General features: G+C 21.5%; 25 protein-coding genes and 7 pseudogenes. 8 read left to right on the forward strand and 24 right to left on the reverse strand.

Annotated features, from left to right (window positions below; all coding sequences use genetic code 4):
- Positions 1–397 precede the first annotated feature (397 nt).
- Positions 398–667: a hypothetical protein gene (locus AACL24_RS12580; protein WP_339047125.1), complete on the forward strand. Its 270-nt coding sequence runs from the start codon at positions 398–400 to the stop codon at positions 665–667.
- Here AACL24_RS12580 and AACL24_RS12585 read toward each other — a convergent pair.
- The 8 genes and pseudogenes from AACL24_RS12585 to AACL24_RS12620 all read right to left on the reverse strand — a co-directional run bounded on the left by AACL24_RS12585 (position 654) and on the right by AACL24_RS12620 (position 7,443).
- Positions 654–1,774 (reverse strand): IS3 family transposase gene (locus AACL24_RS12585; RefSeq protein WP_339046622.1). Its coding sequence is split into 2 segments (ribosomal slippage): positions 654–1,531 and positions 1,531–1,774, totalling 1,122 coding nucleotides; the frame shifts between segments, so codons are not numbered across the junction. The genes AACL24_RS12580 and AACL24_RS12585 overlap by 14 nt on opposite strands.
- A gap of 47 nt (positions 1,775–1,821) precedes the next feature.
- A complete protein-coding gene (locus tag AACL24_RS12590; protein WP_339047127.1) occupies positions 1,822–2,160 on the reverse strand; it encodes a transposase family protein in 339 nt (112 codons plus the stop codon).
- Positions 2,161–2,183: 23 nt separating this feature from the next.
- Positions 2,184–2,606, reverse strand: a complete 423-nt coding sequence (locus AACL24_RS12595; RefSeq protein WP_339045912.1) for a transposase family protein — start codon at positions 2,604–2,606, stop codon at positions 2,184–2,186.
- A gap of 126 nt (positions 2,607–2,732) precedes the next feature.
- Positions 2,733–3,971: pseudogene (locus AACL24_RS12600) on the reverse strand (IS256 family transposase).
- A gap of 57 nt (positions 3,972–4,028) precedes the next feature.
- Positions 4,029–4,343, reverse strand: a complete 315-nt coding sequence (locus tag AACL24_RS12605) for a helix-turn-helix domain-containing protein (RefSeq protein WP_422398054.1) — start codon at positions 4,341–4,343, stop codon at positions 4,029–4,031.
- 144 nt (positions 4,344–4,487) lie between these two features.
- Positions 4,488–4,949: a hypothetical protein gene (locus tag AACL24_RS12610; RefSeq protein WP_252319173.1), complete on the reverse strand. Its 462-nt coding sequence runs from the start codon at positions 4,947–4,949 to the stop codon at positions 4,488–4,490.
- A 234-nt stretch (positions 4,950–5,183) separates the two neighbouring features.
- The gene (locus AACL24_RS12615) at positions 5,184–6,809 is read right to left on the reverse strand and encodes a hypothetical protein (RefSeq protein WP_339047130.1); all 1,626 of its coding nucleotides are present in this window, start codon (positions 6,807–6,809) and stop codon (positions 5,184–5,186) included.
- 22 nt (positions 6,810–6,831) lie between these two features.
- Positions 6,832–7,443, reverse strand: coding sequence for a hypothetical protein (locus AACL24_RS12620; protein WP_339047132.1), 612 nt, complete (start codon positions 7,441–7,443; stop codon positions 6,832–6,834).
- 370 nt (positions 7,444–7,813) lie between these two features.
- Between AACL24_RS12620 and AACL24_RS12625 the strand changes: the two genes are divergently transcribed.
- On the forward strand, positions 7,814–8,236 hold the full coding sequence (locus tag AACL24_RS12625; protein WP_339047134.1) for a transposase family protein: 423 nt from the start codon (positions 7,814–7,816) through the stop codon (positions 8,234–8,236).
- A gap of 23 nt (positions 8,237–8,259) precedes the next feature.
- A complete protein-coding gene (locus AACL24_RS12630) occupies positions 8,260–8,667 on the forward strand; it encodes a transposase family protein (protein WP_339045908.1) in 408 nt (135 codons plus the stop codon).
- A gap of 288 nt (positions 8,668–8,955) precedes the next feature.
- On the opposite strand, the gene AACL24_RS12635 is transcribed toward AACL24_RS12630, so the two are convergent.
- The 3 genes and pseudogenes from AACL24_RS12635 to AACL24_RS15630 all read right to left on the reverse strand — a co-directional run.
- Positions 8,956–9,785 (reverse strand): IS5 family transposase gene (locus tag AACL24_RS12635; RefSeq protein ID WP_339045885.1). Its coding sequence is split into 2 segments (ribosomal slippage): positions 8,956–9,389 and positions 9,389–9,785, totalling 831 coding nucleotides; the frame shifts between segments, so codons are not numbered across the junction.
- A gap of 136 nt (positions 9,786–9,921) precedes the next feature.
- On the reverse strand, positions 9,922–10,416 hold the full coding sequence (locus AACL24_RS12640; RefSeq protein WP_339047136.1) for a hypothetical protein: 495 nt from the start codon (positions 10,414–10,416) through the stop codon (positions 9,922–9,924).
- Positions 10,417–10,593: 177 nt separating this feature from the next.
- Positions 10,594–10,989 (reverse strand): annotated as a pseudogene (locus AACL24_RS15630) (hypothetical protein); the annotation flags it as partial.
- A 28-nt stretch (positions 10,990–11,017) separates the two neighbouring features.
- Here AACL24_RS15630 and AACL24_RS12645 point away from each other — a divergent pair.
- Positions 11,018–11,206 (forward strand): annotated as a pseudogene (locus AACL24_RS12645) (IS256 family transposase); the annotation flags it as partial.
- Positions 11,207–11,412: 206 nt separating this feature from the next.
- On the opposite strand, the gene AACL24_RS12650 reads toward AACL24_RS12645, so the two are convergent.
- Positions 11,413–11,763, reverse strand: a complete 351-nt coding sequence (locus AACL24_RS12650; protein ID WP_339049450.1) for a transposase family protein — start codon at positions 11,761–11,763, stop codon at positions 11,413–11,415.
- On the opposite strand from AACL24_RS12650, the pseudogene AACL24_RS12655 reads away from it, so the two are divergent.
- A pseudogene (locus AACL24_RS12655) lies at positions 11,672–12,535 on the forward strand (IS256 family transposase); the annotation flags it as partial. The gene AACL24_RS12650 and the pseudogene AACL24_RS12655 sit on opposite strands and share 92 nt — an antisense overlap.
- 208 nt (positions 12,536–12,743) lie before the next feature.
- On the opposite strand, the gene AACL24_RS12660 reads toward AACL24_RS12655, so the two are convergent.
- The gene (locus tag AACL24_RS12660; protein ID WP_339045908.1) at positions 12,744–13,151 is read right to left on the reverse strand and encodes a transposase family protein; all 408 of its coding nucleotides are present in this window, start codon (positions 13,149–13,151) and stop codon (positions 12,744–12,746) included.
- Between the two features lie 374 nt (positions 13,152–13,525).
- Positions 13,526–13,876 (reverse strand): transposase family protein, encoded by a 351-nt coding sequence (locus AACL24_RS12665; RefSeq protein ID WP_339049450.1) that lies wholly within the window; start codon positions 13,874–13,876, stop codon positions 13,526–13,528.
- Between AACL24_RS12665 and AACL24_RS12670 the strand changes: the two are divergent.
- A pseudogene (locus tag AACL24_RS12670) lies at positions 13,785–14,648 on the forward strand (IS256 family transposase); the annotation flags it as partial. The gene AACL24_RS12665 and the pseudogene AACL24_RS12670 sit on opposite strands and share 92 nt — an antisense overlap.
- 208 nt (positions 14,649–14,856) lie before the next feature.
- Here the strand turns inward: AACL24_RS12670 and AACL24_RS12675 are convergent.
- Complete coding sequence (locus AACL24_RS12675; protein WP_339045908.1) at positions 14,857–15,264, reverse strand: transposase family protein; 408 nt, start codon at positions 15,262–15,264, stop codon at positions 14,857–14,859.
- 374 nt (positions 15,265–15,638) lie between these two features.
- Positions 15,639–15,989: a transposase family protein gene (locus AACL24_RS12680; protein WP_339049450.1), complete on the reverse strand. Its 351-nt coding sequence runs from the start codon at positions 15,987–15,989 to the stop codon at positions 15,639–15,641.
- On the opposite strand from AACL24_RS12680, the pseudogene AACL24_RS12685 reads away from it, so the two are divergent.
- A pseudogene (locus tag AACL24_RS12685) lies at positions 15,898–16,761 on the forward strand (IS256 family transposase); the annotation flags it as partial. The gene AACL24_RS12680 and the pseudogene AACL24_RS12685 overlap by 92 nt on opposite strands.
- 208 nt (positions 16,762–16,969) lie before the next feature.
- On the opposite strand, the gene AACL24_RS12690 reads toward AACL24_RS12685, so the two are convergent.
- The 6 genes and pseudogenes from AACL24_RS12690 to AACL24_RS12715 form a co-directional block, all read right to left on the reverse strand.
- The gene (locus AACL24_RS12690; RefSeq protein ID WP_339045908.1) at positions 16,970–17,377 is read right to left on the reverse strand and encodes a transposase family protein; all 408 of its coding nucleotides are present in this window, start codon (positions 17,375–17,377) and stop codon (positions 16,970–16,972) included.
- A gap of 374 nt (positions 17,378–17,751) precedes the next feature.
- Positions 17,752–18,159, reverse strand: a complete 408-nt coding sequence (locus AACL24_RS12695; protein ID WP_339045908.1) for a transposase family protein — start codon at positions 18,157–18,159, stop codon at positions 17,752–17,754.
- A gap of 23 nt (positions 18,160–18,182) precedes the next feature.
- Complete coding sequence (locus AACL24_RS12700) at positions 18,183–18,605, reverse strand: transposase family protein (RefSeq protein ID WP_339045912.1); 423 nt, start codon at positions 18,603–18,605, stop codon at positions 18,183–18,185.
- A 40-nt stretch (positions 18,606–18,645) separates the two neighbouring features.
- Positions 18,646–18,984, reverse strand: a complete 339-nt coding sequence (locus AACL24_RS12705; protein WP_339046799.1) for a transposase family protein — start codon at positions 18,982–18,984, stop codon at positions 18,646–18,648.
- Between the two features lie 350 nt (positions 18,985–19,334).
- Complete coding sequence (locus AACL24_RS12710; RefSeq protein WP_339047138.1) at positions 19,335–20,810, reverse strand: lipoprotein; 1,476 nt, start codon at positions 20,808–20,810, stop codon at positions 19,335–19,337.
- A 186-nt stretch (positions 20,811–20,996) separates the two neighbouring features.
- Positions 20,997–21,179, reverse strand: a pseudogene (locus AACL24_RS12715) (transposase); the annotation flags it as partial.
- A gap of 195 nt (positions 21,180–21,374) precedes the next feature.
- Between AACL24_RS12715 and AACL24_RS12720 the strand changes: the two are divergent.
- A complete protein-coding gene (locus AACL24_RS12720; protein WP_339047140.1) occupies positions 21,375–22,145 on the forward strand; it encodes a hypothetical protein in 771 nt (256 codons plus the stop codon).
- Positions 22,146–22,641: 496 nt separating this feature from the next.
- Here the strand turns inward: AACL24_RS12720 and AACL24_RS12725 are convergent, their stop codons facing one another.
- Positions 22,642–23,028, reverse strand: coding sequence for a hypothetical protein (locus tag AACL24_RS12725; protein WP_339047142.1), 387 nt, complete (start codon positions 23,026–23,028; stop codon positions 22,642–22,644).
- Positions 23,029–23,043: 15 nt separating this feature from the next.
- On the reverse strand, positions 23,044–23,994 hold the full coding sequence (locus AACL24_RS12730; protein ID WP_339047144.1) for a hypothetical protein: 951 nt from the start codon (positions 23,992–23,994) through the stop codon (positions 23,044–23,046).
- Between the last annotated feature and the right edge of the window lie 103 nt (positions 23,995–24,097).

Raw genomic sequence — 24,097 nt, forward strand, 5'->3', positions numbered from 1 at the left:
CCAATTCGCTCCCACCCCAAGAATTACCATTAAATGGTTAGTATATTTTATTAGGTATCACTCCACTTTTTATTTATCCATGCAAGTCCACATGCTCTAGCTACTATTTTTAACAACTGTGTTGTAGTTCACTTTTTTAGTTCCCTAACACGTGTTGATAATAGCGTTAAAGAGGGTTCTTAAAAATTTTAAAATTTTACAATTACAAAAAAAGACAAGAAATAATCTTGTCTTTTTCCTTGTTAATAATTTTTATTTTATCTTTTAAATGTATATTTTTTAAAATACGTCGAATATTAAATTTAAGGGTAAAAGAGAATTTAATTTGTCTATCATCATTTTTAAATGGTAATTTTGGAAATAAGTTACTAATATGATAATTAATTATTTCGTAAATTTGACAACCGTCCAATTACAATTATTAACGAAAAAACACATTAAAATGTTTAATAAAAAACAAATTCAAGCATTTACAGAAGAACAAATACCACATTTCACAAAAGAACAAATTCAAGTATTTACTTTACAACAAGTTTCATGATTTACTAAAGAGCAGAATTCATGATTTACTAAAAAACAACTTGCAGCCTTTACACCAGCACAAGTTTTAAAGTTTAAGAATAAAAGAATTGGAATGGCAACACTTTTTAGGACTATTTTTTGGTAAACATTTGTTGTTGATATTTAACTGGAGTTAAGTAGTTTAAAGTGCTGTGAATTCTTATATTGTTATATCAATTGATGTAATCAAATAATTCTAATTTTAATTGGATTAATGATGTAAAATTTTTATCATTAATAAATTCGGTTTTAAAAGTTTTAAAAGTTGCTTCAGCAACAGCATTATCATAAGGACAACCTTTTTTACTTAAAGAACGGTTAATGTTGAATGCTAGTAAAAGTTTATCAATAATTTTATTGTTAAATTCATTACCGCGATCACTATGAAATATTTGAATATCTTTTAAACAGCGATTTGATTGCATAAATGCTTGATGTACTAATGATGCATCTTTTTTAACTCCAACACTATGTCCGATAATTTCGCGGTTAAATAGGTCTATTAATAGGCAAATATAGTTTCACCTACCATTAACTTGTACATAAGTTAAATCACTAACAATAACTTCATTTTTAATCCTATTCTTAAATTTTCTATTAACAAGATTAGTTATTTGACTATCGTTAACTTTGTTATTATGATTTTTGAATGATAATTTAGTATATTTTGATATTAAATTATGTTCATTCATAATTTTTTTAATTTTTCTGCGCGATAAATAAATTTCTTGGTTTTCTAGAATTTTTTTTAATCTTCTAGTACCATAAACTTCTTTATTTTCTTTAAAAGCACTAATAACAGCTTCATCATAAATATTATTTTTGATTTTATTTTCTTTTTTCTTTAAATTAAAATAATATGTTGATTTAGATATTTTTAAAAAACGACACATTGTGCGAATTTTATATTTAGCTTTATTTTTGACAATAATTTCTATTTTCTGCCTATTATTAGTGCTGCTTGCTTTAAAATATCATTTTCCATTCGTAATTGCTTTAATTCTTTTCTTAATTTAATTAATTCATTTTCTTCAAAAGAACGATTATCTTTAGTTTTAAAACTTCCTGAATTACTAAATTGCTTAATTCAATTGTAAGTAGCTGCTCTTGTAACATTATATTCTTTAGCAAGGCAAGATACTGATTTGCCACTTTGATATAAAGCTACTATTTGTTTTTTAAATTCATCGGTATATGAGTTAATATTGGCCATAATTATAGTTCCTTTCTTTTAACAAATTTGTTTACTTGTCTACGTAATTAGTGTCCAATAAATTGTAACCCATCCATTTTGAATCTTTTCAATCAAGCAAAGACATGTTCAACTTTAATTCTAATTTTAGATACAATCTTATTGTATTTTCTTTCTTGTTTAGTTAATTTTTTATTTTTAGTTCTTTTAATTGGTATTATTGTATTTTTATAAATATTTTGTATACCTTGATATCCTAAATCACCAATAATTATTGTTTTTTCTGAAAATTCAAGATTTGAATTTTTTAATATTTGAAAATCATGCACTTTACCATTATCAGCAAAAATATCAACAATTTTTTTATTAAAAAAATCATATACAATTTGAAATTTTATAGAATACATTCAACTTTTACCAGAAAAATATTCTAACTGTAGTTTTTTTTAGTTGGTCTTTCAATTTCAATCTCAGTTGAATCAATTAAATAAAATTGAAATTCATTTGAATTTTCTTGTTTTTTATCAATTTTTAATTTATATCTTTCTTTTAAAAATTGGTAATCTTTGTGGTTACTAAGTTTATTTTCTACTCAAGTAATATTTCGAAAACAACTTGATGGGCTCATTTTAGATTTAATACTCATTTGAAAAAAAGTATAATATTCTTTTCAGTATAATAAAGTCATCATTAATCTTTCTTCTACTGAAAGTTTATTTTTTCGACCTTTATTTTTTTCTAATTTTTCTATTTCAATTAATTTTTCTAACATTTCATTAAAATGAAAACGTTTTATACCAAAATATCTATAAAATTCTTCATTTTTTAATTTTTTTAAATTTTCAAAAATCATTTTTATCAACACTTTTCTAAATTTATTGTTAATAACAAAATTATAAAATAAATTTTAAAATTATTAATTGACTTTTAAAAAATTTAATTACGGAATATGTCTTGTGTATCTTTGTTTTACAAAGTACTAGTTTAGATTAATTCTATCTTCAAATTTTATCATAAAATGAGCAATTGCTGTATTTCAATTTTGAATGGGCATTGTTTATTTTTTTGTTATATTTTCAATTGCTAAATAAAATATTTTAAAAACTGCCATATCATTAGGAAAAACTTTTTTATTTCTGATAACTTTTCGTAATTGACTATTTACAGATTCAATAGCATTTGTTGTATAAATCACTCTTTTGATTTCTGTAGGATAACTAATAAAAACCATTAAATTATCTCAATTTTTATATCAAGATTTAGCAATTTGAGGATATTGTTTATTTCACTTATTTTCAAAGGATTCTAAAGCCTGCATTGCTTGTTCTTCACTACATGCAGTATAAATTGGTTTTAAATCTGCAACTAGAGATTTTCTATGCTTATATGAGACATATTTCAAACTATTTCTAATTTGATGAACTATGCATAATTGATGTTCTGTTTTAAGATAAACTGATTGTATTGCTTCTGACATGCCTGTTAAATTATCACTGCAGGCAATAAGAATATCATTTAAGCCACGATTTTTCATTTCTGTTAAATTTGCTAATCAAAATTTAGCACCTTCATTTTCACTAATTCATAAACCTAAAACATCTTTTTTACCTTCTAAATCAACTCCTAAAGCTATATAAACTGATTTATTAATAATCCTTTTATCTTGTCGTACTTTCACTACTATGCAATCAAAATAAACAATCGGATAGACACTTTCTAATGGTCGATTTTGCCATGCTTTTACATCATCAATAACATCATCAGTAATTTGACTAATAACACTTTCACTAATATCAGCACCATGATATAACTCTTGTAATTGCATTCTAATATCTGATAATGTCATACCTTTTGCATATAAAGAAAGAACTTGTTGATCAAAACCATCAAATCTTCTTTGTCTTTTTGCAACTATTATAGGATTAAAATTACTATTGCGATCTCGTGGTACATCAATCTCAATTTTACCTTGTTGAGTTATTATTTTTTTTGAACTTATACCATTACGAGCATTGTCACTATTACTATGTTGATTCTTTTCATATCCCAAATAATTTTGCATCTCAGAATTCAACATTTTTTCTACTAATCTTTTTGTTAATTCTTTATACAATCCTCCCTCTTTAAAAACTGTTGTTAAATCTTCAGTATTTTCTAATAATAAATCTACTGCTTTTGATATTGGATCATTATTATTAATATTTTGCTTTTTAGCCATCTGTAACTCACTCTTTCTAGTCATTTAATTATATTTACTAGAATTAATTAAACATAGTTATTTTTGTAAGTTACACAGATTACTAAACATTACCAAAGTATTTTCTATTCACTTGATATTCCTATAGCAACTACTTTCACTAATTCCATAACTTTTAGCAATATGAAAATAAGTTCGATACTCTCTTCAATATTCTAAAGTCATTAATAAACGATTTTCTAATGATAATTTATTAGGTGTACCACCATTTTTAAACTTTTTTACTTCTTCTGTCTTTAAAATTTTTAGAATTTTATTAAAAATAATATCATTTATACCACTTAATCTTAATAATTCTGGATTGTTAATAGTTTTTAATTTATCAAACATCATAGATTACCTATCTTTTTTATTTTTAATTTTATTTTAAAAATTAAATTTTTAATAGATAGGTTTTGCAAGAAGTCTATTATATAAAATAAAACATTTTGTTGATTCACTAAAAATAATACTTAATATATTTTAAAAACAAAATACCTAATGAACATAATAACTGTTAATTATTTCACATTTTTGGATTGCATCTCAAAAATTATTATTTTTTATTTTTACTTTTAAACCAATAATTAAAAAAGTTAATGCAATAGTAAAAAATCCAAAAATTGGAGTTAAAATTATACAAAAAATAACTCCAATTTGTAATTGAACTCAATCATAATAACCATCATAATTATGAACTACTGATGAACATATATTTTCTGCAGAATGATTTAAAATATAATTTACACTCATATAATTTAATAAACTAAATCCATTTGTTATTTCTATTGTTATTTCTATAATAAGTCTTTTTTCTTTATATAATTTAAGATGTTCAAAAAAACTTTTATCAAAATTAGAAAAACCAATTAACATTAAACCAATTACCATAATTAAAATAGTTAAAATAAATAAAAATAAGGTTACTAATTTTAATTTTTTATATTTTTGCAATATCATTTATAATTTTCCTTTCAAAATAAAAACCCATTTGCTTTTATCTCAACAAACAATGGGTTAAAAACTACTATATTATTTATATTTTTTATACACAAGAATAATAACAAATTTATATTAATTTTACAATTAATAACCTATATAATTAAAACTATTTTATATAATTAGTATGAATATTAAATTATAGTTATCAAAATTTAACCCATTTTCATAAAATCAATACTTATTTTTAAGTATTTAAATTCACTTTACTTTAAAAGTAAAATTAAAACTATGGGGCTTGGGAACATAGTCACTGCTTATCAAATCTTTTCCAATATGAAATCTAATTTTTTTAATATCATTAGTCTTAATAATATCAGTTGCCTTTAATGATAAGTTATTACCATCAATATCTAAAAAAGTAAAAGCACTTAACTCATTAATTTGCACCTTTAAAGCTTTAACAAAATATCCTTTAAAAGTAGCAAGTGATTTAATAACAAGATTTCAATTAATATTTGGATCAACCGTCGAATCAGGATAATCTAATAAGAAAAAAGTAGAATTATTTTTTGCAAATTGATACATTTCTTGTCAATATTTATTTTCTAAAAAAGTTTCTAAATTACCAATATTAATATAATCATTAACATTAATATTTTCAATACTATTATTTATTGAATTTGAAAAGCCAAAATAATAACTCAATTCCTTATATTTAAAATGATTACCACTATTATCACTAGTCAATAATACATGTGGAGGACTATATTTTATTAATGATTCATCACTATCTACTGCTTCTTGTACCATACTAAAAGGAACAAAATCAATAGTATTAACTTTAAGATAATCAATAACCTTTTCAATACTTGTTGGTTTTAAATCAATGAAATCATAAACAACATTTGGATTAGAAATATATGTTATATAAAAAGGTTTTAATGGAAAATTTGAAGAATATGAATAAAGATTAACATATTCTTTGGAACTATTCACAGCATTACCAACATAATTTAATTCGGGATTATGAACTAATTCGAAATATGGTTTAATAGTAGCTACATCATTAAAATCAATATCTGCTAAAGGAATTGTTGATATTATTGGATAAAGATGAGTATCACTAGCAAATTCTTCTTTATAATCATTAATAAATTTATTAATTTCATCTTCGATTGTTTTATAAATAATAGTATTATCAATTTTATCCGCATAATAAAAATTAGTTGGTAAATAACCATGTGTTCATTGCTCTTGCAAATAATCACTACCATTTGGAAATTTTCCCGAAACATGTTTACTAAATTTTCCTTCAAATTGATTAAACATCATAAATTTTTCATAAAATTTACCAGTATTTTTAATTAATGCAATTACTGGTATTTTAAATTCAATAAATGAAGATTGTAACTTTAATTTTAAATCAAATTTAGTAACACCATCAGTTTGAATTAAACTCTTATCTAATTCATCATTACTATTGGGTTTATAAAAAGTGAAATCATAATTAGTAATATTAGTTGGAAAAAAACTATCTCATCAAGATTCTTTTATTAATAAATCAAAAACTTGTTTTTTTGATTCTTCTTCAAAAAATGGCAAACGTAAATTTTTATTACTACTATCAATTGGAATATCATTCATATCAACAATAATTGATTCTTCTGGAATATTTTGTTTAAAATCACCAATATTAAAAGCACTCTGCATAGCAAGAGCAATAAAAAAAGTGCTAATTGCTAAACCAATTATCATAATTAAAGAAATAGTTATTGTCAGAAAAGTTTTTTTTACTTTTACTGGTTCTACTTTACCAGTAACGTATTTAGTAATATTATTTAGTTTTCTTCAATCATCATTATCTTTCTTTTTAGCCATATATTATTCACCTAAATTTCCATTATCTAAAACTTAATTCATACATTTTAATAATACTTTTAATTAAATATTTTTTATTTTCAATAGTATTTAATCATCAATGCAAAATAGCAATTCATCATAATAAGAGTGCTATAACCGCGAAAATCAATACTGTGATTCGATAAGGACTGTCACTATAAGAAAACATAAAAAAACTAATACCAATAATTATTAAATTAACAATAGAACCAAATATTAAAAAAAATAAACAACTTAAACCAATACCTCTAATAGTTTTAGATAAAAAAATGGGTAAAACCATAATTAAAATTATAAAAGCAAATAAAACAGTAACTAACATTGCTACTACTTTTAATATTGCACTTTGAAAAACTGGTGCTGATGGTATACCAGGAAGATTAGCAACCAATTGACCAAAACCAATGCCATTAAAAAAAATCAAGCCAATTCAAAAAATTTGAATAGTTAAAATAAATATTCGCGAAAAACCATCACCAAGACTAGTAAAGTAAACTCTTGTTAAATTTAAATCTAATAATGAAGGTAAAGGAGTTTCCTTTAATTTCTTTAACTCTTTTTGACCAATAAGATTACTTGTAGTTAAAAATTGTTTATCTAATGATTTATCCATATCTTTCACCCATCCTATAAAATAATTATAATGCATTTTATTTAAAAACTATATAGTTAACTTATATCCGAATTTTAAATATATAAAATAATCAAATTATTATTTTAAAATAAATACAAACATAATTAATAATATCTATTTTTAAGTACAAGTAATATGAAAAATAAACAATAGACTTCTTGCAAAACTATGATATTAATCACATTTTTTAAGTTTAAAAATTTATTTTAATAACACTTTTAATATTTTTTAAAAATTATTGTTCAAAAGACATATTCCGTAATTAAATTTTTTAAAAGTCAATTAATAATTTTAAAATTTATTTTATAATTTTGTTATTAACAATAAATTTAGAAAAGTGTTGATAAAAATGATTTTTGAAAATTTAAAAAAATTAAAAAATGAAGAATTTTATAGATATTTTGGTATAAAACGTTTTCATTTTAATGAAATGTTAGAAAAATTAATTGAAATAGAAAAATTAGAAAAAAATAAAGGTCGAAAAAATAAACTTTCAGTAGAAGAAAGATTAATGATGACTTTATTATACTGAAAAGAATATTATACTTTTTTTCAAATGAGTATTAAATCTAAAATGAGCCCATCAAGTTGTTTTCGAAATATTACTTGAGTAGAAAATAAACTTAGTAACCACAAAGATTACCAATTTTTAAAAGAAAGATATAAATTAAAAATTGATAAAAAACAACAAAATTCAAATGAATTTCAATTTTATTTAATTGATTCAACTGAGATTGAAATTGAAAGACCAACTAAAAAAAACTACAGTTAGAATATTTTTCTGGTAAAAGTTGAATGTATTCTATAAAATTTCAAATTGTATATGATTTTTTTAATAAAAAAATTGTTGATATTTTTGCTGATAATGGTAAAGTGCATGATTTTCAAATATTAAAAAATTCAAATCTTGAATTTTCAGAAAAAACAATAATTATTGGTGATTTAGGATATCAAGGTATACAAAATATTTATAAAAATACAATAATACCAATTAAAAGAACTAAAAATAAAAAATTAACTAAACAAGAAAGAAAATACAATAAGATTGTATCTAAAATTAGAATTAAAGTTGAACATGTCTTTGCTTGATTGAAAAGATTCAAAATTTTAGTAAATAAATGTAGAAAATCTAAATTTAGACTTATGTACTTAAGATTTAACTTACTTTGTGAAATTTTTAATAAAATAAAACCATTAAAATAAAAAAAATATTAAAAATATTTTTTTAAAATTTAAATTTTTATCGAGTTAATATAAAAATATTATTAACAATTTTTTGTTTAAAATGTAAACTCATTTTTTAAACTATTTTTTCAAAAAATATTTATTTCTATATTCAATAACACTAAATAGTTTTAAAACAATTTTATTGACAATTAATTAAATTTAATTACGGAATATGTCCAAAATATGTTTTATTTTTTGTCATTAAAATACAACAAAAATTATTATTTCAAATAAAAAAATAAAATATTAAATTATCAAATATATTTAAATTAATAATTGTAAATTATAAATTGAAGCTATTAAATTAAATCTTAATGCAAATTTTTTTCTTCTATTTCGATATTTTTCACTAATAATTTTAAATTTTTTAAGAATCGCAAAAACATGTTCAATAACAACTCTCATTTTTGAAATAGCCTTATTATTTTTCTTTTCTTCTTTAGTTAAAGGGTTTTTCTTTGATTTTCGTTTAGGTAATAAGACATTTTTATGTATGTTTTGTATACCTTGATATCCTAAATCTACTAAAATAGTTGTTTCTGATAAAAATTTCGTTTTTGAATTTTTTAAAATTTTAAAATCATGATTTTTACCATAAGAAAAATAAGAACTTATAATTTTTTTACTATCTTTTTCAATTATGACTTGAGTTTTTATTGTATGTTTTTTCTTTTTTCCTGAATAATATTGTTTTTGACTTTTTTTGGGCGTTGAATAGTACTTTCAGTCACATCAATGATAACTGTTTTATCTTTAAAATTATTATTTAACAGTGATTTTTGCCCATCAAGTTGTTGAAAATCAGGATGTTTTATTAAAGTATTTTCTATTCACTTGATATTCCTATAGCAACTACTTTCACTAATTCCATAACTTTTAGCAATATGAAAATAAGTTCGATACTCTCTTCAATATTCTAAAGTCATTAATAAACGATTTTCTAATGATAATTTATTAGGTGTACCACCATTTTTAAACTTTTTTACTTCTTCTGTCTTTAAAATTTCTAGAATTTTATTAAAAATAATATCATTTATACCAGTTAATCTTAATAATTCTGGATTGTTAATAGTTTTTAATTTATCAAACATCATAGATTACCTATCTTTTTTATTTTTAATTTTATTTTAAAAATTAAATTTTTAATAGATAGGTTTTGCAAGAAGTCTAATAATTATTGAAAATTATTGTTTATTTTAATAATATAGTATTGTTTAAATATTTTTTCGATTATATGGAGTATCCAGAAATATTTGCACTTGCTAATTTTGAGTGATAATCTGATAAATCTATTGCGTTTATTTGTTTTCACTTATCAACTTCATTATTTAGATTTTCTACATTTTCATCACATACAGATTGTAATTCAATATTATCCATAATTAATATTTCTTCTTCATTATTTATATTTATTAATTCTTGTGATTTATTTGCATTATTTCTTTCTAAGTTATTATTCGATTTAAAATTAGTTCTAATTTTTTTAAAAATAAAACCTATTAAACCTCCAACTAAACAAAGAGAAAAAATAGGTAAAATTCAAAAAGACATTGAAACTAATTTATTGTTTTCAATTTGCTCTGACTCTAATTTAAATGTTGACAATTGTTCTTGATTAAATCATGAAATTTGTTCTTCTGACAGTTCTGCTTTTTGTATTGGAGTTAATAACAGAATTTGGTCTAATGACAATGATTGAATTTCTGATTTTGATAATAATTGCATTGGTTTTGAATTAAATTCTTCAACTTGTTTTACTGTTGTTGAATCAACTGTTGTGCTATTAAAATACTTATCTATTTTTCCCTCAAAAATTTTTCGTTGTTCTGCTGTAAAAGATTGAATTTGTTTTTCTGTAAAATTTAAAATTTGTTCTTGATTAAATCATGAAATTTGGTCAGGAGTAAATGCTTGAATTTGTTCGGTTGTAAAAACTTGAATTTGTGCAGTTGTAAATTTTTCTATTTGTTCAGTTGTAAATTTTTCTATTTGTTCTAGTTCAAATTTTGGTATTTGTTCGTTTGTGAATGATTGAATTTGTTTTGGACTAAATGATTGAATTTGTTTTTCTGTAAAAGATTGAATTTGTTCAGTTGTAAATTGTGTAATCTGAGTTGGTGTAAATCATGAAATTTGGTCAGATGTAAAAAAAGCAATGTCTGCATGACTGAATATTTGTATTTGTTGTGGTGTTAGTGCTTGAATCTGTCATAATGTAAATCATGAAATTTGGGTAATGTTTAGTAATCTGTGTAACTTACAAAAATAACTATGTTTAATTAATTCTAGTAAATATAATTAAATGACTAGAAAGAGTGAGTTACAGATGGCTAAAAAGCAAAATATTAATAATAATGATCCAATATCAAAAGCAGTAGATTTATTATTAGAAAATACTGAAGATTTAACAACAGTTTTTAAAGAGGGAGGATTGTATAAAGAATTAACAAAAAGATTAGTAGAAAAAATGTTGAATTCTGAGATGCAAAATTATTTGGGATATGAAAAGAATCAACATAGGACATATTCCGTAATTAAATTTAATTAATTGTCAATAAAATTGTTTTAAAACTATTTAGTGTTATTGAATATAGAAATAAATATTTTTTGAAAAAATAGTTTAAAAAATGAGTTTACATTTTAAACAAAAAATTGTTAATAATATTTTTATATTAACTCGATAAAAATTTAAATTTTAAAAAAATATTTTTAATATTTTTTTTATTTTAATGGTTTTATTTTATTAAAAATTTCACAAAGTAAGTTAAATCTTAAGTACATAAGTCTAAATTTAGATTTTCTACATTTATTTACTAAAATTTTGAATCTTTTCAATCAAGCAAAGACATGTTCAACTTTAATTCTAATTTTAGATACAATCTTATTGTATTTTCTTTCTTGTTTAGTTAATTTTTTATTTTTAGTTCTTTTAATTGGTATTATTGTATTTTTATAAATATTTTGTATACCTTGATATCCTACATTATCAGATATTAGAATGCAATTACAAGAGTTATATCATGGTGCTGATATTAGTGAAAGTGTTATTAGTCAAATTACTGATGATGTTATTGATGATGTAAAAGCATGGCAAAATCGACCATTAGAAAGTGTCTATCCGATTGTTTATTTTGATTCCATAGTAGTGAAAGTACGACAAGATAAAAGGATTATTAATAAATCAGTTTATATAGCTTTAGGAGTTGATTTAGAAGGTAAAAAAGATGTTTTAGGTTTATGAATTAGTGAAAATGAAGGTGCTAAATTTTGATTAGCAAATTTAACAGAAATGAAAAATCGTGGCTTAAATGATATTCTTATTGCCTGCAGTGATAATTTAACAGGCATGTCAGAAGCAATACAATCAGTTTATCTTAAAACAGAACATCAATTATGCATAGTTCATCAAATTAGAAATAGTTTGAAATATGTCTCATATAAGCATAGAAAATCTCTAGTTGCAGATTTAAAACCAATTTATACTGCATGTAGTGAAGAACAAGCAATGCAGGCTTTAGAATCCTTTGAAAATAAGTGAAATAAACAATATCCTCAAATTGCTAAATCTTGATATAAAAATTGAGATAATTTAATGGTTTTTATTAGTTATCCTACAGAAATCAAAAGAGTGATTTATACAACAAATGCTATTGAATCTGTAAATAGTCAATTACGAAAAGTTATCAGAAATAAAAAAGTTTTTCCTAATGATATGGCAGTTTTTAAAATATTTTATTTAGCAATTGAAAATATAACAAAAAAATGAACAATGCCCATTCAAAATTGAAATACAGCAATTGCTCATTTTATGATAAAATTTGAAGACAGAATTAATCTAAACTAGTACTTTGGACATATTCCGTAATTAAATTTAATTAATTGTCAATAAAATTGTTTTAAAACTATTTAGTGTTATTGAATATAGAAATAAATATTTTTTGAAAAAATAGTTTAAAAAATGAGTTTACATTTTAAACAAAAAATTGTTAATAATATTTTTATATTAACTCGATAAAAATTTAAATTTTAAAAAAATATTTTTAATATTTTTTTTATTTTAATGGTTTTATTTTATTAAAAATTTCACAAAGTAAGTTAAATCTTAAGTACATAAGTCTAAATTTAGATTTTCTACATTTATTTACTAAAATTTTGAATCTTTTCAATCAAGCAAAGACATGTTCAACTTTAATTCTAATTTTAGATACAATCTTATTGTATTTTCTTTCTTGTTTAGTTAATTTTTTATTTTTAGTTCTTTTAATTGGTATTATTGTATTTTTATAAATATTTTGTATACCTTGATATCCTAAATCACCAATAATTATTGTTTTTTCTGAAAATTCAAGATTTGAATTTTTTAATATTTGAAAATCATGCACTTTACCATTATCAGCAAAAATATCAACAATTTTTTTATTAAAAAAATCATATACAATTTGAAATTTTATAGAATACATTCAACTTTTACCAGAAAAATATTCTAACTGTAGTTTTTTTTAGTTGGTCTTTCAATTTCAATCTCAGTTGAATCAATTAAATAAAATTGAAATTCATTTGAATTTTCTTGTTTTTTATCAATTTTTAATTTATATCTTTCTTTTAAAAATTGGTAATCTTTGTGGTTACTAAGGACATATTCCGTAATTAAATTTAATTAATTGTCAATAAAATTGTTTTAAAACTATTTAGTGTTATTGAATATAGAAATAAATATTTTTTGAAAAAATAGTTTAAAAAATGAGTTTACATTTTAAACAAAAAATTGTTAATAATATTTTTATATTAACTCGATAAAAATTTAAATTTTAAAAAAATATTTTTAATATTTTTTTTATTTTAATGGTTTTATTTTATTAAAAATTTCACAAAGTAAGTTAAATCTTAAGTACATAAGTCTAAATTTAGATTTTCTACATTTATTTACTAAAATTTTGAATCTTTTCAATCAAGCAAAGACATGTTCAACTTTAATTCTAATTTTAGATACAATCTTATTGTATTTTCTTTCTTGTTTAGTTAATTTTTTATTTTTAGTTCTTTTAATTGGTATTATTGTATTTTTATAAATATTTTGTATACCTTGATATCCTACATTATCAGATATTAGAATGCAATTACAAGAGTTATATCATGGTGCTGATATTAGTGAAAGTGTTATTAGTCAAATTACTGATGATGTTATTGATGATGTAAAAGCATGGCAAAATCGACCATTAGAAAGTGTCTATCCGATTGTTTATTTTGATTCCATAGTAGTGAAAGTACGACAAGATAAAAGGATTATTAATAAATCAGTTTATATAGCTTTAGGAGTTGATTTAGAAGGTAAAAAAGATGTTTTAGGTTTATCAATTAGTGAAAATGAAGGTGCTAAATTTTGATTAGCAAATTTAACAGAAATGAAAAATCGTGGCTTAAATGATATTCTTATTGCCTGCAGTGATAATTTAACAGGCATGTCAGAAGCAATACAATCAGTTTATCTTAAAACAGAACATCAATTATGCATAGTTCATCAAATTAGAAATAGTTTGAAATATGTCTCATATAAGCATAGAAAATCTCTAGTTGCAGATTTAAAACCAATTTATACTGCATGTAGTGAAGAACAAGCAATGCAGGCTTTAGAATCCTTTGAAAATAAGTGAAATAAACAATATCCTCAAATTGCTAAATCTTGATATAAAAATTGAGATAATTTAATGGTTTTTATTAGTTATCCTACAGAAATCAAAAGAGTTATTTATACAACAAATGCTATTGAATCTGTAAATAGTCAATTACGAAAAGTTATCAGAAATAAAAAAGTTTTTCCTAATGATATGGCAGTTTTTAAAATATTTTATTTAGCAATTGAAAATATAACAAAAAAATGAACAATGCCCATTCAAAATTGAAATACAGCAATTGCTCATTTTATGATAAAATTTGAAGACAGAATTAATCTAAACTAGTACTTTGGACATATTCCGTAATTAAATTTAATTAATTGTCAATAAAATTGTTTTAAAACTATTTAGTGTTATTGAATATAGAAATAAATATTTTTTGAAAAAATAGTTTAAAAAATGAGTTTACATTTTAAACAAAAAATTGTTAATAATATTTTTATATTAACTCGATAAAAATTTAAATTTTAAAAAAATATTTTTAATATTTTTTTTATTTTAATGGTTTTATTTTATTAAAAATTTCACAAAGTAAGTTAAATCTTAAGTACATAAGTCTAAATTTAGATTTTCTACATTTATTTACTAAAATTTTGAATCTTTTCAATCAAGCAAAGACATGTTCAACTTTAATTCTAATTTTAGATACAATCTTATTGTATTTTCTTTCTTGTTTAGTTAATTTTTTATTTTTAGTTCTTTTAATTGGTATTATTGTATTTTTATAAATATTTTGTATACCTTGATATCCTAAATCACCAATAATTATTGTTTTTTCTGAAAATTCAAGATTTGAATTTTTTAATATTTGAAAATCATGCACTTTACCATTATCAGCAAAAATATCAACAATTTTTTTATTAAAAAAATCATATACAATTTGAAATTTTATAGAATACATTCAACTTTTACCAGAAAAATATTCTAACTGTAGTTTTTTTTAGTTGGTCTTTCAATTTCAATCTCAGTTGAATCAATTAAATAAAATTGAAATTCATTTGAATTTTCTTGTTTTTTATCAATTTTTAATTTATATCTTTCTTTTAAAAATTGGTAATCTTTGTGGTTACTAAGGACATATTCCGTAATTAAATTTAATTAATTGTCAATAAAATTGTTTTAAAACTATTTAGTGTTATTGAATATAGAAATAAATATTTTTTGAAAAAATAGTTTAAAAAATGAGTTTACATTTTAAACAAAAAATTGTTAATAATATTTTTATATTAACTCGATAAAAATTTAAATTTTAAAAAAATATTTTTAATATTTTTTTTATTTTAATGGTTTTATTTTATTAAAAATTTCACAAAGTAAGTTAAATCTTAAGTACATAAGTCTAAATTTAGATTTTCTACATTTATTTACTAAAATTTTGAATCTTTTCAATCAAGCAAAGACATGTTCAACTTTAATTCTAATTTTAGATACAATCTTATTGTATTTTCTTTCTTGTTTAGTTAATTTTTTATTTTTAGTTCTTTTAATTGGTATTATTGTATTTTTATAAATATTTTGTATACCTTGATATCCTACATTATCAGATATTAGAATGCAATTACAAGAGTTATATCATGGTGCTGATATTAGTGAAAGTGTTATTAGTCAAATTACTGATGATGTTATTGATGATGTAAAAGCATGGCAAAATCGACCATTAGAAAGTGTCTATCCGATTGTTTATTTTGATTCCATAGTAGTGAAAGTACGACAAGATAAAAGGATTATTAATAAATCAGTTTATATAGCTTTAGGAGTTGATTTAGAAGGTAAAAAAGATGTTTTAGGTTTATGAATTAGTGAAAATGAAGGTGCTAAATTTTGATTAGCAAATTTAACAGAAATGAAAAATCGTGGCTTAAATGATATTCTTATTGCCTGCAGTGATAATTTAACAGGCATGTCAGAAGCAATACAATCAGTTTATCTTAAAACAGAACATCAATTATGCATAGTTCATCAAATTAGAAATAGTTTGAAATATGTCTCATATAAGCATAGAAAATCTCTAGTTGCAGATTTAAAACCAATTTATACTGCATGTAGTGAAGAACAAGCAATGCAGGCTTTAGAATCCTTTGAAAATAAGTGAAATAAACAATATCCTCAAATTGCTAAATCTTGATATAAAAATTGAGATAATTTAATGGTTTTTATTAGTTATCCTACAGAAATCAAAAGAGTGATTTATACAACAAATGCTATTGAATCTGTAAATAGTCAATTACGAAAAGTTATCAGAAATAAAAAAGTTTTTCCTAATGATATGGCAGTTTTTAAAATATTTTATTTAGCAATTGAAAATATAACAAAAAAATGAACAATGCCCATTCAAAATTGAAATACAGCAATTGCTCATTTTATGATAAAATTTGAAGACAGAATTAATCTAAACTAGTACTTTGGACATATTCCGTAATTAAATTTAATTAATTGTCAATAAAATTGTTTTAAAACTATTTAGTGTTATTGAATATAGAAATAAATATTTTTTGAAAAAATAGTTTAAAAAATGAGTTTACATTTTAAACAAAAAATTGTTAATAATATTTTTATATTAACTCGATAAAAATTTAAATTTTAAAAAAATATTTTTAATATTTTTTTTATTTTAATGGTTTTATTTTATTAAAAATTTCACAAAGTAAGTTAAATCTTAAGTACATAAGTCTAAATTTAGATTTTCTACATTTATTTACTAAAATTTTGAATCTTTTCAATCAAGCAAAGACATGTTCAACTTTAATTCTAATTTTAGATACAATCTTATTGTATTTTCTTTCTTGTTTAGTTAATTTTTTATTTTTAGTTCTTTTAATTGGTATTATTGTATTTTTATAAATATTTTGTATACCTTGATATCCTAAATCACCAATAATTATTGTTTTTTCTGAAAATTCAAGATTTGAATTTTTTAATATTTGAAAATCATGCACTTTACCATTATCAGCAAAAATATCAACAATTTTTTTATTAAAAAAATCATATACAATTTGAAATTTTATAGAATACATTCAACTTTTACCAGAAAAATATTCTAACTGTAGTTTTTTTTAGTTGGTCTTTCAATTTCAATCTCAGTTGAATCAATTAAATAAAATTGAAATTCATTTGAATTTTCTTGTTTTTTATCAATTTTTAATTTATATCTTTCTTTTAAAAATTGGTAATCTTTGTGGTTACTAAGGACATATTCCGTAATTAAATTTAATTAATTGTCAATAAAATTGTTTTAAAACTATTTAGTGTTATTGAATATAGAAATAAATATTTTTTGAAAAAATAGTTTAAAAAATGAGTTTACATTTTAAACAAAAAATTGTTAATAATATTTTTATATTAACTCGATAAAAATTTAAATTTTAAAAAAATATTTTTAATATTTTTTTTATTTTAATGGTTTTATTTTATTAAAAATTTCACAAAGTAAGTTAAATCTTAAGTACATAAGTCTAAATTTAGATTTTCTACATTTATTTACTAAAATTTTGAATCTTTTCAATCAAGCAAAGACATGTTCAACTTTAATTCTAATTTTAGATACAATCTTATTGTATTTTCTTTCTTGTTTAGTTAATTTTTTATTTTTAGTTCTTTTAATTGGTATTATTGTATTTTTATAAATATTTTGTATACCTTGATATCCTAAATCACCAATAATTATTGTTTTTTCTGAAAATTCAAGATTTGAATTTTTTAATATTTGAAAATCATGCACTTTACCATTATCAGCAAAAATATCAACAATTTTTTTATTAAAAAAATCATATACAATTTGAAATTTTATAGAATACATTCAACTTTTACCAGAAAAATATTCTAACTGTAGTTTTTTTTAGTTGGTCTTTCAATTTCAATCTCAGTTGAATCAATTAAATAAAATTGAAATTCATTTGAATTTTCTTGTTTTTTATCAATTTTTAATTTATATCTTTCTTTTAAAAATTGGTAATCTTTGTGGTTACTAAGTTTATTTTCTACTCAAGTAATATTTCGAAAACAACTTGATGGGCTCATTTTAGATTTAATACTCATTTGAAAAAAAGTATAATATTCTTTTCAGTATAATAAAGTCATCATTAATCTTTCTTCTACTGAAAGTTTATTTTTTCGACCTTTATTTTTTTCTAATTTTTCTATTTCAATTAATTTTTCTAACATTTCATTAAAATGAAAACGTTTTATACCAAAATATCTATAAAATTCTTCATTTTTTAATTTTTTTAAATTTTCAAAAATCATTTTTATCAACACTTTTCTAAATTTATTGTTAATAACAAAATTATAAAATAAATTTTAAAATTATTAATTGACTTTTAAAAAATTTAATTACGGAATATGTCTTAAGTTTATTTTCTACTCAAGTAATATTTCGAAAACAACTTGATGGGCTCATTTTAGATTTAATACTCATTTGAAAAAAAGTATAATATTCTTTTCAGTATAATAAAGTCATCATTAATCTTTCTTCTACTGAAAGTTTATTTTTTCGACCTTTATTTTTTTCTAATTTTTCTATTTCAATTAATTTTTCTAACATTTCATTAAAATGAAAACGTTTTATACCAAAATATCTATAAAATTCTTCATTTTTTAATTTTTTTAAATTTTCAAAAATCATTTTTATCAACACTTTTCTAAATTTATTGTTAATAACAAAATTATAAAATAAATTTTAAAATTATTAATTGACTTTTAAAAAATTTAATTACGGAATATGTCTTTTGTAAAACAAAGATACACAGATTACATAAAAGCCTCAAAATGAAAGACCAACATCCACTTCTAGTGTAAGTACTATAAATTCGATGTATTCTACAGGTACTTTTCATTTCACTAGTGATGAAAGACCAACATCCGCTTCTACAATTTCAAGTTTATAAAGTTACTAGTTCAGATTACATAAAAGCCTCTAATTAACATTACCCTATATTTTTACAAAGTGTTGTTTTTCCAACTCCATATATTTTTTTACTGTAATTTTTCACTTATATAAAGTGATGGTTTACTTTTACTTGTTCCTCCTGCATAAATATTACCATCTTTATCAGTTGCTAAACTTTGAATTACACCACTTGTTCCTGTCATTTCCGTAAAATTATCTGTTCCATTTGATTTATAAACTGTTCCATTGCTACTTCCTGCATAAATATTACCATCTTTATCAGTTGCTAAACTTTGAATTACACCACTTGTTCCTGTCATTTCCGTAAAATTATCTGTTCCATTTGATTTATAAACTGTTCCATTGCTACTTCCTGCATAAATATTACCATCTTTATCAGTTGCTAAACTTTGAATTACACCACTTGTTCCTGTCATTTCCGTAAAATTATCTGTTCCATTTGATTTATAAACTGTTCCATTGCTACTTCCTGCATAAATATTACCATCTTTATCAGTTGCTAAACTTCAAATTGCACCACTTGTTCCTGTCATTTCCGTAAAATTATCTGTTCCATTTGATTTATAAACAGTGCCATCATAATTTCCTGCATAAATATTACCATCTTTATCAGTTGCTAAACTTAAAATTACAGTACTTGTTCCTGTCATTTCCGTAAAATTATCTGTTCCATTTGATTTATAAACTGTTCCATTGCTACTTCCTGCATAAATATTACCATCTTTATCAGTTGCTAAACTTCAAATTCTACGACTTGTTCCTGTCATTTCCGTAAAATTATCTGTTCCATTTGATTTATAAACAGTACCATTATCGTCATTTGTTGAAACATAAATTAGATTGTTAATTTTTAAAATATTTGAAATTCTAAAATTGGTTTTTATACCATTAGTATTAACACTTTTAAACATGCTAATAGTAAAATTTAAAGAAACTTCACCTCGGTAATCATTATTACCAATTATTTTAGCGCTTGTAGAAGTTATATTACCTTCAAAATCAAAATCACTTTCATTTAATGTACTTGCTGATTGATTTTTAACTTTAATACTATCTAAAATTTGACTTTTATTTGGTTTTTCTAATTGTCCAACATAAATAATATCTAAATTTGTAGTTGTAATTATTGTCGTTAAATCAGTTCTGGTATCATTTTGAGTATAGTTAACTACAATATTGTCTTTATTACCTTCAAATTTATTTCCTTTAGCAACAATTTTAATATTTAAAGAATTACCTGCAATAATATCAGAATTTTGTATAGCAGTTGTAGTTCCTGCTTTATAAACATCATAATCACTAGGTGTTATAGTATTCAATTCTGTAATTCGTGCTAATGCTGTTTGTAATTTTGCTAAGAAATCTGATTTTGTATTTTCATCTAATTGTCCTAAAGCAATTGGACTGGTGATTTTCTTTTCAATATCAGTTCTTGTATCTGGAGTGGGAGGAGTTGGATTTTCACCACCACATGCAACAACGCTAGTACTTGCTGATCCAATTAAAGTCATAACTCCTATCATACTTAGTAATTTCTTCATATCTTTTACCCCCTAAATTTCTTTTAAATAATTAAATTTTTCTAAGTTAATTTTACAATATTTCTTCAATTAATAATTTTTAATATGCTTTACATCAAAATTAACTGCACCAAATAAAAATATTTAACAAATAGGATTTTAACCATGATTACGATTTTTTAACTTTAAAGTGGAATGGCAACCTTTTTTAGGACTATTTTTTGGTAACATTCTTCATTGACATCCACTTTTTAATACATATAAAACTGCACAAAATACTTCATATAAATCTAAATTTATTGGTTTTGTTTTCTTTTTGCTATTTTCTAAAATTGATCTTATGTTCTCAAATTGTTCTTTAGTAACATGACTTGGATAATTTTTATGCATATATACCCCTTATCTTAAAATATATAGTCATTTTACGTTATTTTATAAAAGATTCCAAACAGGTTCTTATAATTTTCTATTAGTGAATTATCAGCATTAGTATTATTTAAACTATTATTATCTTGTTTGCGATAATCTAAAAAAGTAACATTCTCAGAAACAAGTTCAGTAATATACTGTTCTTTTCTATCTTGATTGATTATTTTTCTTACTGACAGTCTTCCTGATAACGAAATCAAAGAACCTTTTCCTAAAAATGAACTTTATTTTATTACAACTATTAAAAATATTGACAACTCAATTAATGAAGAAGTTATTCATTTTCAACAACTCATAAAGGGTAATATAAAAGTCTTTAAACAAACCAAACAATATCAAAATATCAACGAATATAGTAAAGATATTATATTAATAGAAGAATCTTCAAACCATAATACTAATAATTCTCATTTTGTACAAATTAAAGATTTTTTAAAACTACAACATGAGTGCAAACTAAAACCAACTAAAACTGATTGAAAAATATGAGGAATTATTTTTGGGATTACTTTGCTTCTTTTGGTTGTAGCTCCTATTTGCACTTTTGTTATTCCTGCACTTATACCTGTAACAGCAACAGCATTATTACTTGAAACAAAAATTATAATTGCCATTTCTTTAGCTTTTAGTGGTTTGATATTTAAAGGAATTTCATCAATATTTGAAAATTCAACTAAAAAATTTCATTCATGAATGAAACAAAAATTTCATTTATGAATTCGTAAAATACCATTTGTAAACAAAAGAAATTTTGGTAAAACTAAAGAAGAAATAGAAATTAAAAATAATATTAAAAAAACAACGGAAAATTTAAATTTAGTAAATATAACTCATTTTTTAATAAATAGTCTAAAATTTCAGTATTTATTTGACTATTATCAATTTTATCATTTATTAACATTTCACATTTTTCAAAAATTTGATTAGTTGTTATCTTTAAAAAATCAAAATAATTTTCGTCATTTTTAAATTTATCACCAAAAATATTGATAAATTCTAAACTTAATTGTTCTTTTATTAAACTTTTATTTGTAATAATTTCATAATAAAAATTTTCTTTTTTATTAAAATTTTGTGATCCAACATAAATAAAATAATCTTTGATTTTTTCTATTTCTCAATCTTCTTTTAAAAATTCAATTGGTTTTTTTATTCAATTAATTTCAGATTAATGTCCATATTTATCATAAAATTTTTTAAAATTAGTTTTAACTAAAAAATTTCTTAACTTTTTAATTTCATCATCTGAATTTAATAAATTATTTTTTTTCAACATTATCAAATTCATTAATTCATCACAATTTTTCAATTCTTGATTTTGATATTTAGCTTTTTCTTTTGAAATTATTTCATTTATATTTTTAAAATATTTAAAACAAGTTGAAAATTCATTTTTTATAATTTGTTTGTCATTTGAAACAAATTATAAATAAGCTTTATATTTTGCAATTTTTTTATAAAATAAAAGTTGTTGCTGATCAACTGTTAATTTTGAATAATCATTTCAATTTATTTTAAAATCTGTAATTAAACTTGAAAAATTATATTTTTTTATTTCTTGATTTTTATTTTTTAAATAAAAGTTTTTTAATTTATTTAATTCAGTTTCTTTTAATTTATAATCACTTTCTTTTGAAATTATAATTTCTCAGTTAATTGCTTGATAATCTTTTTTTAAATCATTTAATTTTTCTAAATCTAAAATAGTTTGTTTTGTTTTTATAGTATTTTGATAATATTTTTCTAAATAATTAACTTCTAAAGATTCTTTTATTTTTAATAATCTTTTTTCAATTTCATAATTTTCCATATTTTCTCCTAAACTTTATAAATTTGTCATTATTCTTTTTTGATTTTTAAAACTTTGCTTTTGTTTATTTTTTGTTTCTAATTTATGAGTTGGAACATTTGGTAATAGAGAATCTAATTCAGATCAATCTGGAATTTTTTTATTTTCAACATTATTTGATTTTTGATTTTCATTAATTTCTTTTTTTACTTGTGTTCAACTTTGAGATTGAATTGCTTGTAATTTTTGTAATTCGCTTTGTTTAGCAATTTCTAATTCTTCTAAGTTTTTTAAGGTTTCTTGATATTTTTGTTCAAGTAAATCTTGTTCACTTTCAACTTTATCACTTTGTTTTTTAGGATGATATTTACCACTAGAACCTTTAACTCCACCTTTATTTGAATTTGAAGTAGAAACAATAGATGTTGTACTTTGTGTAGAAACATTTTGTGAAGATTGAAAACCACTTGCACCATCTTTATCAGAATCATCATCTTTTTTCTTTTGAGTTTCTTGAAAATCTTTACATCCACTTGTTGAAGGTTGTAAAATCTGTTCTTCTTCAGTTACTTTTTCAACTTTTAATGAACTTAATTTTTTTTCAAATTCTTGGCTTTCATTTTGACTTGAAACTATTTTACTTCCTTTCGGAATTGCTCCCATTTTTTTAGCTTGTTCTTCAGTTACTTCTTTTGTTTGTTGTTTTTGAAACAAACTTTTTAAACCAGAAAATGTTTTAGAATAATTACTTGTATCATCTTGATCTGGTTCATTCTTTTTTATTATTCACTCATCAAAACTAATATTATTTACACTAAATTCTTTAGTTGTTTTTAATTGTCTATTAATTATAAAACATCCAGTATAGTAATCATACTCATTTATTAATTTTTGTTGTTGTGGTTTATATTTTTTTTCAATTTTGCCAATTGCTTCATTGATTTTTCTTTCTTGTTCTTCATATGCTTGTTTTTGATTTTCGGTCATTTCTTTAATTTGTTCAAAGTCTATATTAGTTTTTTTCAAGTTATTATTTGTTATTAGTTTTTTAAATCTTTTATATGATTGACATAAACTACTATTATTTAAT

The organism is Spiroplasma endosymbiont of Colias croceus (genome assembly GCF_964020095.1).
Taxonomy (GTDB): Bacteria; Bacillota_I; Bacilli_A; order Mycoplasmatales; family VBWQ01; genus Spiroplasma_E.